The sequence below is a fragment of the Bradyrhizobium uaiense genome, from assembly GCF_010811875.1.
Taxonomy (GTDB): domain Bacteria; phylum Pseudomonadota; class Alphaproteobacteria; order Rhizobiales; family Xanthobacteraceae; genus Bradyrhizobium; species Bradyrhizobium uaiense.
This window is the reverse complement of the sequence record NZ_VKHP01000121.1, coordinates 1-14194: the sequence shown is the minus strand read 5'-3', so window position 1 is coordinate 14194 and position 14194 is coordinate 1. Positions and strand designations below refer to the sequence as shown.

Below are 14194 nucleotides of genomic sequence, written 5' to 3'. Positions count from 1 at the left end.
TCGACGGGTTTCGAATGGTGCAGGTCCATTTGGAAACGCCGTCATGCCAGTGCCCGATCTCAAAGTCCGTGGCCGCACGCTGCTGACCGCCAAGGTCATCTTCAACTTCGGCCAGTCCACCATCGACTGCGTCGTTCGACGCATCACGGACGAGGGCGCAACGATCGAGCTGGAAAGCGCGCTTGGCGTCCCCGAGCACTTTCAGCTCTCCATCCCCAGCGAGCAGGCGATCCTGCCCTGCAAGCTGGCATGGCAATCGGAACGGCAGATCGGGGCCACCTTCGAAATCCAGCAGGCCGCCGACACGCCGGCGACCAAGCAGAGCGCATCCGAAGAACGCGGCGGCGACCACATCGTGCGCAGCCAGATGCTTGCGCTGCGCGCCGCGCTCGAACAGGTGCCGCTCGGCATCGTTCTGCTCGACTCCCGGCTGATTGCCCGCTTCATCAACCGGGCGTTCCGACAGATGTGGGCGCTGCCCGATTCGGTCGCAGACCGGCACCCGTCCTTTGCCGCGTTGATGTTTCATGGGCGCGACACCGGCGCCTACGATATCCCAGCGGACCAGATGGAAGCCTATGTCGCCGAGCGCATCGAGCGCATCACACGAAATGAGAGCTCCCAGGCCGATCTGCGCCGTACCAAGGGCGATGTCATCCGCGTGCAATGCACTCCGCTGCCCGACGGCGGCCGCATGCTGAGCTACACGGATGTCACCGATATCGTCCACCAGGCCGACGAGCTGAGGGCGCTGCGCGATGCACTGGACACTGTTCAGGACGGCGTCCTGCTGCTCGATGCCGACCTCAAGGCGACCTTCATGAACCAGAAGGTTCGGCAGTTCTGGGAGATCGACGAACGGGCGGCGGCGGCACGTCCGTCCTATGCCTCGCTGATCACGCGCGCGCGGCGGGCGATCGATCCGAACCTGACGGCGAAGGAGCTCGCCGGTTTCGCGAGCAAGCGCATCGCCGAGGTGAAGGCAGGCGATCATGTGCGTGAATTGCAGACCCCCGACGACCGTCGCCTTCGGGCACATTGCACCACCATCGCAGGCGGTGGCCGCGCGATTACCTATTACGATGTCACCGATCTGATCCGGAATGCGGAGCAGCTCGAGCGGCTGGCGACAACCGATCCGCTCACGGGTCTCTACAATCGACGGCACTTCCTCGCCGCGCTGGACGCCGAGTGGAGCCGCTTCCAGCGCTACTACCGTTCGGTATCGGTGCTGATGGTGGACATCGATCACTTCAAGGACGTCAACGACCGCTACGGACACGCAATCGGCGACGAGGCGATCAAGGCAATGGCCAGCGCGTGCCTTCACGGCAAGCGGAAATCCGACATTGTCGGCCGTGTCGGTGGCGAGGAATTCGCCATCGTGTTGCCGGAGACCACCCTGTCGCGCGCCAGGATCGTCGCCGAGCGCGTACGCAAGCGCATCGCCGCGCAAACGCTGAGAACGCGTGACGCCGATTTCCGGATCACCGCCAGCATCGGAGTTGCCGAGGCTCTGGTCAGCATGTCCGGCATCGAGGCTCTGATGAACGCCGCCGACCAGGCGCTGTATCAGGCAAAAGCCCAGGGGCGGAATTGCTGCGTGTGCTGGTCTCCGCCCGCCCCAGCGAAGCTCGCCGCGGAGTAGCATCGCGTCGAACCGGTTTTGCCCCATCGAGCGCAGGCGCGATGGGACTTCGGCATTTCGGCTAGAAATCGACCGTCATGGAAAGCCACAGCGTCCGCGGCATGCCGCTGATCACATAGCCGGTCGGATTGCCGATCCAGTAGTGCTTGTCGAACAGATTGGTCAGCGACGCCCTGAACGTGGTCGGACGCCCCGCAAGCGTCGTCGCGTAGCGCGCACCGATGTCAAAGGTCGCCCAGGAGGGGACGCTCTGGACATTGTCGGCGCTGACATAGGCCCGGCTCGTGTAGATGGCACGCGCCGTCGCGGTGAGGCCGGGCACGAAGGGTGTATCCCATTCGACGCCGAGATTGCCCTGCAGGTCAGGCGCGCCGATCGCGCGATTGCCGTCGTAGAGGTGGCCCTGCGTCTGGGTGAGCCGGGCATCGAGCCAGGTCACGCCACCAAGCACACGGACGCCGGGCGCGACCTCGCCAAACGTATTGAGCTCGATACCGCGGTTTCTCTGCTGGCCATCGAGACTGTAGATCTTGGTGATCGGATCGATCACGCCGCTCGGCAGGCTGATCTGGAACGCTGAGAGGCTGGCGCCGAAGCGCCCGAGATCGAGCTTCGTGCCGACTTCCACTTGCCGCGTCTTGAAGGGCGCGAACACCGCATTGGTGTTCACCGCGCCGGACGGCGGCGTCGGCCCCGGCGTCAGGCCTTCGATGTAGTTGGCATAGAGCGAAAGCTCCTTGATCGGCCGCACCATCAGCGCAATCGAAGGCGAGGTTGCGCTGTCGTCGTAGTGGGTTGTTTCCAGGCCGCTGACGGGACTGAAGCTGTTGGCGATCACCTGCTGCCGGCGGGCGCCCACGATCACTTGCAGCATGCCGCCCATTGTCGTGATGGTGTCGGCAATGCCGACGCTGCGCAGCCCGAGGAAGCCGGACTTGCCCTCGGGGAATGTCGATACCGGGGGGCCGGCGGTGGTCAACAAGGTCGGCCGGTAGATGTTGGTGAGGTAGGTCGCATGATTGGTCTGGCCGAGCCAGTCGGTCCGGTCGAGCGCGCTGCCGCTGACCACGACTTCATGGCCGACGGGGCCGGTGTCGAAGCGCGCGCGGACACCCGCCTCACCGGAGACGCCCTCCGACTTGCCGGTCTGGAATCGGGACGTGCCCAAGGCATCGCCCGCGGTGTTGAGGATCGTCGCGCCCGGATCTTCCTGCTTGTCGTAGCGGAACTGGTTGGCGCCAACAGCGCCAAACACCGTGACGCTGTTGCTGAGATCGTACTCAGCCCTGGTCAGGCCGGTCAGGCTCTGCGACCGCGCACGGTCGAACGGCTGCGCGAGATTGATGCGCGGATCGGGAGCGCTCGGCATGGCGATGCCGGGCACCGGCGTGTAGCCGCGCTGGGCCGCCTTCATCCAGTCATCCTGGGAGATGATGTCCGCGGACCAGCGAAAGCGGTCTCCACGATAGTCGACGCCGAGCGAGCCCACGCCATTGCGCGTGGCCTGACGGTCGATCGAGGTGTTGCCGCCATCGATCCCGCCGTTAAACCGAACGCCCCACTCCTTCTGTTCGCCATAGCGGCGCGCGAGGTCCAGCTCCGTTCCGAAACGTCCATCCGAGATGTAGCCGGCGGTCAGGCGCGTGAGGTCTTCCGCGGCGCGCTTGGTCACGACATTGACGGTGCCGCCGATGCTGCCCTGCGGGGCCATTCCGTTGAGAAACGCTGCCGGTCCCTTGAGCAGCTCGATGCGCTCGATGGGAGCCGGGTTGACGCGATAGGCCGGAACGAGACCGTAGAGTCCATTCAAGGCGATTTCGCTGTTCTCGACCCGGAAGCCGCGGATGGTCAGCGCGTCATAACGGTTGCTGCTGCCGATCGCAGCCCGCACCGACGGATCGGAGTTCGTCAGCACTTCGGCAACGCTGGTCGCCTGCTGATCGCGGATCGTCTTCTCGGTGTAGCTCGTCAGGCTGTACGGCGTGTTCATGTAGTCCTTGTTGCCGAGCAGACCGAGTTGCCCGCCACGCGCGACCTGGCCACCGATATAGGGCACCGGCAACGCCGCCTGCTGCGCGCCGGCGGTGGGCGTGGCTACAGGCGTCGCCGCGTGCTCACGTCTGCTCGCCTGAGGCGATGCCGACGAGCGTGCCGACCGCGACGATGACGGCCTTCGAACCGGCGCGGCCCGATGCCGAGGCGCGGCGACGACGACCGGCGGAAGCGGCGCCGCACCGCTCGCGGCTGGTTGCTCCGGCGACTGCGCGAGCGCAGGGACCGCAGTCAGAAGGAGAGACGCGCACGCGAGTCGAAATGCGCCCGGAACGTTTGAGGTGACAAGCATGAGGTCCCCGGAGTCTTTTTCTTGGCATCGTCTCGAACATCGAGAGAAGTTCGAGCGCGACCACCGGGGCATAAGCATCACGCGCTGTGACGCCAACTAGAACGCATCTAAGAGAATGGAGATCAAGCTTGCCGCGCGACGCGACATCGATGCGGCTGAGTCTGCGCTTTGATTGTTCGCGCATTGGCGTCGCGCGTATGCGGCTTGATTCTGATAGCCGGCTTCAAGATTAGAAAGATTCTTGACGCGATCGGGACGATCCATTCGGCGGTCGCGGTGAATTGTCGCAGGGCACTGAATGCCGGCAGGCGCAGCGATCGAAGATCGCGGTATCGATTGTTGCGATGTTCATCGCATTGCGCACGTTCCGGCAGCACGCAATTCGAAACACATAGAACGCCGCAGAGAGTCTGCGAGGCGCGAGCATATCGATTCGCGCCTCGCAATTTTCGACGAGATTATGCTCGCACATTAAGAGCGGCTTGGCTGCGGTCGCTTCCGAAGGCGAGATGGCGAAGGTCACCCAGGCATTCCAGCCTTCCGACCGATCGTGGGCCGCGAATTCCCTGTATGCCTTCGCGCCCGCAGCGCTCTTCTGCATCGATCCTCCGCCTCCAGGACGTCCCGGTTCCCACGGACGAGGCAGCAGGCGGCTGAGCGCTGGCGGCCGGAAGGTCAGTCCAGCGCCAGCCGCGTCTTGAGGCGCGGCGTCATCCAATTCAGGAATGCTCGCAGCTTCATCGGTACGGGCTTGCGCGGCGAATAGACGATATGGACGGGAAGCGGCTCAGGTTCGAAGTCGTCGAGCACGATGGCAAGCGTTCCAGCCTGCTTTGCCGCGTCCATCTTGTACGACATCACCCGTGTCAATCCGGCGCCGGCGATCGCAGCCAGCACGGCTGCTTCCGAGGTGTTGACGCACAGCCGCGACTTGATCGGCGCTACCTTAGCCCGACTGCCTCGCACGAAGCGCCAGACGGACGGCGCAACGCGATCGTCGATGGTGACGCAATCGTGGTCGGCAAGGTCGGCGAGCTGCCCCGGGCGGCCCCGAGCCTCAAGGTATGAAGGGCTTCCGCAAACGACGATGCGGATCGAACCGATCCGGGTCGCGATCATGCCGCTGTCGGGCAGCGCCCCGACCCGTATCGCGATATCGATATCCTCCTCGGTCGTATTCACTACGCGATCGGTCAACATCAGCCGTAGCGAGATCTCGGGGTAGGCCTGGAGAAACTCGATGGCCGACGGCACCAGATGCGTATGGCCGAGACCCCATGGCGCCGTCACGGCCAAGCCCCCCTTAGGAATTCGGTACTCCCCCGACACCTCCCGTTCGGCGTCGTCGACCTGCTCGATTATGCGCTTGCAGGCGTCGATATAAGACCGTCCGGCATCCGTCAGCGTCATCCGACGGGAGGTCCGCTGAAACAACTGGGCCTTCAGCCTGGATTCCAGCTCGGCGACTTTGCGGCTGACGGTGGCGACCGGGGATTTTAGGCGACGCGAAGCGGCCGAGATGCTGCCTGTCTCGGTCACGGCGATGATCACCGACATCGCTTCAAGGCGGTCCACGGAAGGCTCACCTTTCCGAACTTTGGGAAGTTCCTTCTCGATCTTACGGGCTGCACAGCCGCGCTGCAACGCGGTACCCGTGAAGAAGTCCGGTCCGATCGGCCGCAGAAAACGGGAGTTCAACGATGAGCACCGTCACGACCAAAGATGGCGTCGAGATCTTCTACAAGGATTGGGGCAAGGGACAGCCGATCGTCTTCAGTCACGGGTGGCCGCTGTCGGCCGACGACTGGGACGCGCAACTGCTCTTCTTCCTCGGTAAGGGCTATCGCGTCATCGCTCACGACAGGCGCGGCCATGGTCGCTCCTCCCAGGTCGGCGACGGTCACGACATGGACCACTACGCTGACGACCTCGCGGCGGTCACGGGTCAGCTCGAACTGCAGAACGCGATCCATGTCGGTCATTCGACGGGCGGCGGCGAAGTGGTGCGCTACCTCGCGCGTCACGGCGACAACCGCGTCGCCAAGGCAGCCATCATCAGCGCGGTGCCGCCGCTGATGGTGAGGACCGACGCCAATCCGGGCGGACTTCCCAAGGAAGTGTTCGACGACTTCCAGGCGCAGCTCGCCACGAACCGCTCGGAGTTCTATCGCGCCGTGGCGGCGGGACCTTTCTACAACTACAACCGACCGGGCGCGAAGCCCTCGGAGGCGACCATCCAGAACTGGTGGCGCCAGGGCATGATGGGCGGCGCCAAGGCCCACTACGACGGAATCGTTGCATTCTCGCAGACCGATTTCACCGCCGACCTGGGGAAGATCACCATCCCGGTACTGGTGATGCACAGCGAGGACGATCAGATCGTTCCTTACGCCGATGCCGGACCGCTGTCCGCCAAGCTTCTGAAGAACGGCACGCTCAAGACTTACAAGGGCTTTCCGCACGGCATGCCGACCACGCAGGCCGAGACCATCAACGCCGATCTTCTCGCGTTCATCGAGAGCTGAGGCCGCCATGATCTCGAGACAACATTCCATATCGCGGCGTGGCTTCTGTCTGTGCTGCATCGCAGGCGCGGCCTCCGCAGCCGCGGGAGCCTGGCTGACGCCGCGACAGGCCTTCGCTGAGGCGCGCGGCATCGTCAGCCTGATCAAAGACAGCGCCGCCTCGGCGCCGATCGTCACGCACAAGCTGCGCGGCAACATCTGTGCGCTCGAAGGCTCCGGCGGGACCGTAGCCGTGCTGACGGGTCCCGATGGCAAGGTGCTGATCGACGCCGGCATCGCCGTCTCCCGCCCGCAAATGACGAAGGCCCTTGCTGAACTCGGTGCCGAGCCGATCACGCACCTGATCAACACCCATTGGCATTTTGACCATACCGACGGCAACGCCTGGCTCAACGCGGCCGGCGCGAAGATCCTCGCCCAGGACAACACGCGCAAATACCTGTCCCAGGTGCAGCGCGTGGAGGAATGGGACTACAATTTCCTCGCGCTGTCGCCGGCTGGACTTCCGACCGAAACGTTCGCCGACGAGCGCAGCCTCAAGCTCAATGGCTCGACGATCGCCCTCAAACACTACGGTCAGGCGCATACCGACAGCGACATCTCCGTGACGTTTCCCGAAGCGAATGTCGCGCATCTAGCCGATACGTTCTGGAACGGCATCTATCCGTTCATCGACTATTCGACCGGCGGAAGCATCGACGGGATGATCGCAGCCTCCGATGCCAATCTCGCGGCGACCAACGACGAGACCATCATCATCGCCGGCCACGGCAAGGCGCTCGGCACGAGGGCCGAGCTCCGCGAATTCCGCGACATGCTGGCGGGCATCCGCGACAACGTAGCCGCCCTCAAGAAGCAGGGGCGCTCGCGCGACGAGACGGTCGCGGCCAAACCGACAGCCGCCTTCGACGCCAAATTCGGCAACTTCGTCATCGATCCCGCCTTCTTCACCCGACTGGTCTACGAAGGCGTGTGACCGCAAGCGACATCGGATTCACCAATCACTCCGAAACCGGAGGCCGACATGGATCGATTGTCAGGAAAGATCGCGCTGATCACCGGAGGTAGCAGCGGCATCGGGTTAGAAACTGCCAAGCTGTTCGCGAAGGAAGGTGCGTTTGTCTTCATTACGGGAAGGCGACAGGCAGAACTCGAGAATGCTGTCGCGGCGATCGGATCGAACGCCAAGGGCATTAGGGGCGATATTGCCAATCTCGGCGACCTTGATCGCCTCTTCGAGGAGATCAAGGAGGTCAAGGGACGCTTGGATATTCTCTTCGCAAATGCTGGCCTCGGCGAATTCGCCCCTTTAGGGACGATAACCGAGGCCCACTTCGACAAGACTTTTGGCGTCAACGTGCGTGGAACCCTGTTCACCGTACAGAAGGCCCTGCCCCTCATGGGCGAGGGATCTGCGATCGTGCTGAACGCTTCGATCGCGGCCATAAAAGGAACTCCGGCGTTCAGCGTGTACGCAGCGACCAAGGCCGCGATCAGGTCGTTTGCACGCGGCTGGAGCGTCGATCTGAGAGATAGGAAAATTCGCGTAAACGTCGTGAGCCCAGGTACGGTGCCGACGCCGGCCTACGACGGTTTCGGCATGACCGAAGACCAGATGGCTGGCTTCTTGAAAGGTCACAGCGATGTAGCGCCGACCGGAAGGGTAGGGCTGCCGAGCGAGATCGCTGAGGCAGTTCTATTCCTAGCATCCGACAAGAGCTCGTTCGTGAATGGCGCGGAACTGTTCGTTGACGGCGGCTTCGCACAGGTCTGACCTCGACGAGACGCCCTGGTGGGCAGTCGAGCCTCGTAAGCGAGGATCGACTGCCCGACCAGGTCGAATTCATTTCTAGCAAAACGTTCTTCTGCGCGCGTTGGAATGCGCGCGATATAGAAGCTTGTTCTACTCGCGCGTCGACTGTTGATTGCAGACGTGCATTCGCACCAACCGACTCGTTCTTAAACCGCGATCGACCCGCTCTTTGAGTGGCGGCATAGAGATCAGCGCATCAGACGCCGGCCATCATCACGTATTTGATCTCGACATACTCGTCCATGCCGTGGCGCGAGCCCTCGCGGCCGAGGCCCGATTCCTTGACGCCGCCGAACGGGGCGACCTCGGTGGTGATCAGGCCGGAGTTGACGCCGACCATGCCCGACTCCAGCGCTTCGGCGACGCGCCAGACGCGGCCGATGTCACGCGAGTAGAAGTAGGAGGCGAGGCCGAACGGCGAGGCGTTGCACATCGCGATCACATCGGCCTCGTCCTTGAAGCGGATGACAGGCGCGAGCGGGCCGAACGTCTCCTCCTGCGCCACCAGCGCGTCGGGTCTCACGTCCGACAGCACGGTCGGCTCGAAGAAGCTGCGGCCGAGTGCCGAGCGCTTGCCGCCAGTCACGATCTTGGCGCCGCCCTTCACGGCGTCGGCGATGTGCCGCTCGACCTTTTCGATCGCCTTCATGTTGATCAGCGGTCCCTGGGTCACGCCGGCCTCCGTGCCGTCGCCGATCTTCATCTCGGCGACCTTCTTCGACAGCTTCTCGACGAACTGGTCGTAGATCCTGTCCTGCGCGTAGAGACGGTTGGCGCAGACGCAGGTCTGGCCCATGTTGCGATACTTCGAGACGATGGCGCCTTCGACCGCAGCGTCGATATCGGCATCGTCGAACACCACGAACGGCGCGTTGCCGCCGAGCTCGAGGCCGAGCTTCTTCACGCCGACCGATGCCTGCCGGTACAGGATCTTGCCGACATTGGTCGAACCGGTGAAGCCGACGAACCGCACCGCCGGATGCTCGCACAGCACCTGGCCGATCGGCGGCGCATCACCGGTGATGATGTTGAGCACGCCCTTCGGCACGCCGGCCTTCTCGGCCAGTACCGCCAGCGCGAGCGCGGACAACGGCGTCTCGTTGGCGGGCTTCAGCACCACGGTGCAGCCGGCCGCCAGCGCCGGCGACACTTTTCGCGTGATCATCGAGTTCGGGAAATTCCACGGCGTGATGGCGCCGCAGACGCCGATCGGTTGCCGGATCGCGAGCAGACGCGCATCCGGACGCTGAGTGGGGATCGTCTCGCCATAGACGCGGCGGGCCTCCTCCGCGAAGAACTCGACATAGGCCGCGCCGATATCGACTTCGCCGAGCGCTTCCGCCAACGGCTTGCCCTGCTCCGAGGTCAGGATCAGCGCGAGATCCTCGCGATTGGCGATGATCAGGTCGAACCATTTGCGCAGGATGTTGGAGCGCTGTTTTGCGGTCAGCTTGGCCCAGGCCGGAAACGCGCGCTGCGCGGCCTCGACGGCTTTGGTGGCATCATCGGCGCCCATCTGCGCGATCTTGATCAGCTCGACGCCGGTCGCCGGATTGTTGACGGCGAATTCGGGGGTGCCGACCCAGGCGCCGTCGATATAGCAGCGGTCGCGCAGCAGCGACGGGTCCTTCAGGCGGCCTTGCAGGGAGGATGCTGCGGATGGCGTGGCGCGTGCGGCAACGGGCGGGGTCATGGCGTTACTCCTGGAATTTCTTTGGAAGGGTATTCGCCGCCTATATAAGCGGAAAGCCGCCGCGATGCACCGGCGACAGGCGCGACCCTGCTTCAAGCAATATTGAGGGCTGGCGCACGAACTTTCTTCATGCGCCGGTGCGGGTCGGCGCTCAGACAGCCCCGCCCGACATGTAGGTTTCGCGGCGTCCGATCATGCGCTCGGCCGCGGCCTTGGCATCCGCCTTGGTCGAGGTTGCGCAGGTCCGGTATTCGAGATCAGCCTGCGCCCGCGCATCGCGGCGGCCGAACCAGGATTTGGTGCCGCTCTCCAGCAGCGCCAGCGCCTGCGCAACATTGTCGACTGCCTCGAATGAGTGCAGCGCACCGGTACCTGCGTAGCGGACCTCGTAGAGACCTGGGCTGATCGGCGCCTCGATATTCTCGCCGCGGCCCGGCCGCGGATAGCGCTTCCATTCACTCCATGTCGAAATCATTGCTGCGTCCCCGCAAGGCGCGAAATGACGAATCTTTTCATCAAATCCATCCCAATTCGCCGCACCGTTTATGCAGCGATCTGAATGCGTTAATGCAAAAAAACAGGTACGAAAATCAATCTGCCGATCACGTTACCGTGGCCGCCTTCCGGGGTCATCGGGACAGGCGCGGAGTCCACCGCAAAATCTGCGCGCGTGGTGAATGCCCTCTCAGCGTGGGCCGCTCCTGTGCAGCTCGGCTTCACGACATCGCGACATCATCGCCGCGCGGCCGCCTTGCGGGAGCGGAAAAGCGGGAGGATGATCCCGCCCACTTCAAAACAATAAACCCCACCGGAGGACGCCCCCAATGCAGAGCAAGGCTCAGATCGATCAGGTATTGCGGCAGAAGAGCGAGGCAAAGGAGATTCCCGGTGTCGTCGCAGTCGCGGCGACCGGCAAGGACGTGATCTATGAAGGCGCGTTCGGCAAGCGCGACCTCTCCAAGAGCGATCCGATGACAGCCGACAGCGTGTTCTGGATCGCCTCGATGACCAAGGCGGTGACCTCGGCGGGCGCGATGCAGCTCGTCGAGCAGGGCAAGCTCTCACTCGACGAGCCGATCGGCAAGCTGTTGCCCGATCTCGCAGCGGTGCAGGTGCTCGACGGCTTCGACGCCAAGGGCGAGCCGCAGCTGCGCCCGGCGAAAAAACCGATCACGCTGCGCCAGCTCATGACCCACACCGCCGGCTTCGCCTACGACATGTGGGACGTCAATCTCGGCAAATACCTGGAAAAGACCGGCACGCCCGGCATCATCACCTGCCTGAACGCGGCGTTGAAGACGCCGATCATGACCGATCCCGGCACGCGCTGGGAATACGGCACCAATATCGATTTCGTCGGCAAGGCAGTGGAAGCGGCATCCGGCAAGAAGCTCGATGCCTACCTGCGCGACAACATGTTCGCGCCGCTCGGCATGAGCGACACCGCGTTCAAGATCTCCGACGACATGCGCAAGCGGCTGGTCGGCATGCATGCGCGCGGCGAGGACGGCACGCTGGCGGCGATCCCGTTCGAGCTCGAGCAGAACCCTGAATTCCACATGGGTGGCGGCGGCCTGTATTCGACCGCGGCCGACTACATCAAGTTCTGCCAGATGATCCTCAACAAGGGCAAAGGCAACGGCAACCAGGTGCTGAAGGCCGAGACCGTCGCGACGATGGGGCAGAACCATATCGGCGAACTCACGGTCGAGAAGATGCCGACCGCGGCGCCGATGTACACCAACGACGTCGATCTCTATCCCGACATCGTCAAGAAGTGGGGACTGAGCTTCCTGATCAACACCGCCAAGACGCCGGAAGGCCGCAGCGCCGGCAGCCTCGCCTGGGCCGGCCTTGCCAACACCTATTACTGGATCGATCCGGCGCGCGACGTCTGCGGCGTGATCCTGACCCAGCTATTGCCGTTCGCCGACAAGCACAGCCTGGAAGCCTTCGCAGGCTTCGAGAAGGGCATCTATGCCGGGCTCGACGCCGGCAGCGGGCAACGGGCGGCGTAAGGTTCCAGTCAAGCAAGGAAAATCCCTCCCCTCGCGGGGAGGGATTTTTCATACCCGCCATAGGTCGGGCCTGTCCCGTCGGCGTCAAACGACTAAGATCGCGCAAAAAAGCGCGGCGGCACGAACACGACCACGAGGAGGACGATCTTGGCACCCACCCCCAAGGCAGAGAGCTATGTCTGCGGCATTTCCGATACGCCGCTGCTCGGTGAAACCATCGGCCGCAGCCTCGATCGCGCACGCGCGCACTGGGGCGAGCGCGAGGCGCTGGTCTCGCCCAGCCACAATGTGCGCTGGACCTGGAACGAATTCGCCAAGCGGGTCGAGGCGGTGGCGGCGGGCTTCCTCGCGCTCGGCCTGCAACGCGGCGAGCGGATCGGCATCTGGTCGCTGAACCGGCCGGAATGGACGCTGACGCAATTCGCCGCCGCGAAAGCCGGACTGATCCTCGTCACCATCAACCCTGCGTATCGGCTGAGCGAGCTCGAATTCGCGCTGCGCAAGGTCGGCTGCGCCGCGATCGTGACCGCGACCGCATTCAAGACCTCGGCCTATATGGAGATGATCAACACGTTGCTGCCGGAGCTTGCGAGTTCGGAGCCCGGCCAATTGCGATCGGCGCGGCTGCCGCAACTGCGCGCCGTGATCCAGATCGGTGGACCGGCCGCATCAGGCACCATTCCGTTCGAGCAGGTCGCGCAGATGGGCGGCGAGCGCCATCGCGAGCAGCTCGCGGCGCTCGGCGACAGCCTGCAGTTCGACGATCCCGTCAATATTCAATTCACCAGCGGCACCACGGGCTCGCCCAAGGGCGTGATGCTGACCCACCACAACATCCTCAACAACGGCTATTTCACCGGCCGCGCCATGCGGCTGACCGAACAGGACCGCATCTGCATTCCGGTGCCGCTCTATCACTGCTTCGGCATGGTGATGGGCAACCTCGCTTCCGTTACGCTCGGCACCACCATGGTCTATCCCGGCGAAGGTTTTGATCCGCTGGCGACGCTGACCACGGTCGCGCAGGAGAAATGCACGACGCTGTACGGCGTGCCGACGATGTTCATCGCCGAGCTCGACCATCCGGAATTTTCGCGGTTCGATCTGTCGTCGCTGCGCACCGGCATCATGGCCGGCGCGCCCTGCCCGATCGAGGTGATGAAGCGCGTCAACACCGAGATGAACATGCGCGAGGTGACGATCGCCTACGGCATGACCGAGACCAGCCCGGTGAGCTTCCAGAGCGCGACCGACGATCCCTTGGAACGCCGCGTCTCCACCGTCGGCCGCATCCATCCGCATGTCGAGGTCAAGGTGGTCGATCTCGACGGCCATGTGGTGCCGCGCGGCGAACGCGGCGAGCTCTGCACCCGCGGCTACAGCGTGATGCTCGGCTATTGGGACGAGAAGGAAAAGACCGGCGAGGTGCTCGACGCCAATGGCTGGATGCACACCGGCGATCTCGCCGTCATTGACGACGGAGGCTATTGCAACATCGTCGGCCGCATCAAGGATCTGGTGATCCGCGGCGGCGAGAACCTTTATCCCAGGGAGATCGAGGAATTCCTCTACCGCCACCCGAAGATCCAGGACGTGCAGATCTTCGGCGTCGCCGATCAGCGCTATGGCGAGGAGCTGTGCGCCTGGGTCAGGGTCAGGGCCGGTGAGACGCTGACCGCCGACGAGGTCCGCGCCTTCTGCCACGGCCAGATCGCCCACAACAAGGTCCCGCGCTATGTCGAGTTCGTCGACGAGTTCCCGATGACGGTGACGGGAAAGATCCAGAAATTCGTGATGCGCGACGCGGTGGAGCAGCGGCTGGGATTGAAGGCGGCGAAGACGGCGTGAGGTCCTTTCTTCTCCCTCGCCCCGCTCTTGCGGGGAGAGGGCTGGGGTGAGGGGCTGCTTCCGCGAGTTGTGACCGGGGTGAGACCTGCACCCCCTCACCCGGAACGCATCTCGCGATGCATCATAGCCGGAGCTTTGCTCCGGCGTTCTTGGGGACGGCCGCCAAAGGCGGCCTACGCCTCTCCCCGCAAGCGGGGCGAGGCAAGAGGCGGCTTAAACCAGCAGCCCCTGCTGCTTCGCCAGATCCTTCAGCGACACCAGCGGCCGGGCGCCGATGTGCTGGATCACCTCGGCGGCGGCGAGCG

Annotated in this window: 11 protein-coding genes; 6 read left to right on the top strand and 5 right to left on the bottom strand. The window is 63.9% G+C overall.

What is annotated here, in order from left to right; translation table 11 throughout:
- The first annotated feature begins 43 nt into the window (after positions 1-43).
- Positions 44-1648: a sensor domain-containing diguanylate cyclase gene (locus tag FNJ47_RS25905; RefSeq protein ID WP_165445862.1), complete on the top strand. Its 1605-nt coding sequence runs from the start codon at positions 44-46 to the stop codon at positions 1646-1648.
- A gap of 61 nt (positions 1649-1709) precedes the next feature.
- On the opposite strand, the gene FNJ47_RS25900 is transcribed toward FNJ47_RS25905, so the two are convergent.
- The 3 genes from FNJ47_RS25900 to FNJ47_RS25895 form a co-directional block, all read right to left on the bottom strand.
- Positions 1710-3704 (bottom strand): TonB-dependent receptor, encoded by a 1995-nt coding sequence (locus FNJ47_RS25900; protein WP_347341713.1) that lies wholly within the window; start codon positions 3702-3704, stop codon positions 1710-1712.
- Positions 3705-3762: 58 nt separating this feature from the next.
- Positions 3763-4176 (bottom strand): hypothetical protein, encoded by a 414-nt coding sequence (locus FNJ47_RS50565; RefSeq protein ID WP_206685351.1) that lies wholly within the window; start codon positions 4174-4176, stop codon positions 3763-3765.
- Positions 4177-4667: 491 nt separating this feature from the next.
- Positions 4668-5567: a LysR substrate-binding domain-containing protein gene (locus FNJ47_RS25895; protein WP_163158214.1), complete on the bottom strand. Its 900-nt coding sequence runs from the start codon at positions 5565-5567 to the stop codon at positions 4668-4670.
- A gap of 125 nt (positions 5568-5692) precedes the next feature.
- On the opposite strand from FNJ47_RS25895, the gene FNJ47_RS25890 reads away from it, so the two are divergent.
- Genes FNJ47_RS25890 through FNJ47_RS25880 form a run of 3 tightly spaced genes read left to right on the top strand, consistent with a single transcriptional unit; the run spans position 5693 to position 8291 of the window.
- A complete protein-coding gene (locus FNJ47_RS25890) occupies positions 5693-6517 on the top strand; it encodes an alpha/beta fold hydrolase (RefSeq protein WP_163158187.1) in 825 nt (274 codons plus the stop codon).
- Between the two features lie 7 nt (positions 6518-6524).
- A complete protein-coding gene (locus FNJ47_RS25885) occupies positions 6525-7493 on the top strand; it encodes an MBL fold metallo-hydrolase (RefSeq protein ID WP_163158185.1) in 969 nt (322 codons plus the stop codon).
- Between the two features lie 48 nt (positions 7494-7541).
- A complete protein-coding gene (locus tag FNJ47_RS25880; protein WP_163158183.1) occupies positions 7542-8291 on the top strand; it encodes an SDR family oxidoreductase in 750 nt (249 codons plus the stop codon).
- A gap of 235 nt (positions 8292-8526) precedes the next feature.
- On the opposite strand, the gene FNJ47_RS25875 is transcribed toward FNJ47_RS25880, so the two are convergent.
- Both FNJ47_RS25875 and FNJ47_RS25870 read right to left on the bottom strand, forming a co-directional pair.
- Positions 8527-10023 (bottom strand): NAD-dependent succinate-semialdehyde dehydrogenase, encoded by a 1497-nt coding sequence (locus FNJ47_RS25875; RefSeq protein ID WP_163158181.1) that lies wholly within the window; start codon positions 10021-10023, stop codon positions 8527-8529.
- 151 nt (positions 10024-10174) lie between these two features.
- Complete coding sequence (locus FNJ47_RS25870) at positions 10175-10498, bottom strand: hypothetical protein (protein WP_163158179.1); 324 nt, start codon at positions 10496-10498, stop codon at positions 10175-10177.
- A 349-nt stretch (positions 10499-10847) separates the two neighbouring features.
- On the opposite strand from FNJ47_RS25870, the gene FNJ47_RS25865 reads away from it, so the two are divergent.
- Both FNJ47_RS25865 and FNJ47_RS25860 read left to right on the top strand, forming a co-directional pair.
- On the top strand, positions 10848-12041 hold the full coding sequence (locus FNJ47_RS25865; protein ID WP_163158177.1) for a serine hydrolase domain-containing protein: 1194 nt from the start codon (positions 10848-10850) through the stop codon (positions 12039-12041).
- A gap of 147 nt (positions 12042-12188) precedes the next feature.
- The gene (locus tag FNJ47_RS25860; RefSeq protein ID WP_163158175.1) at positions 12189-13889 is read left to right on the top strand and encodes an AMP-binding protein; all 1701 of its coding nucleotides are present in this window, start codon (positions 12189-12191) and stop codon (positions 13887-13889) included.
- Positions 13890-14194: the final 305 nt, after the last annotated feature.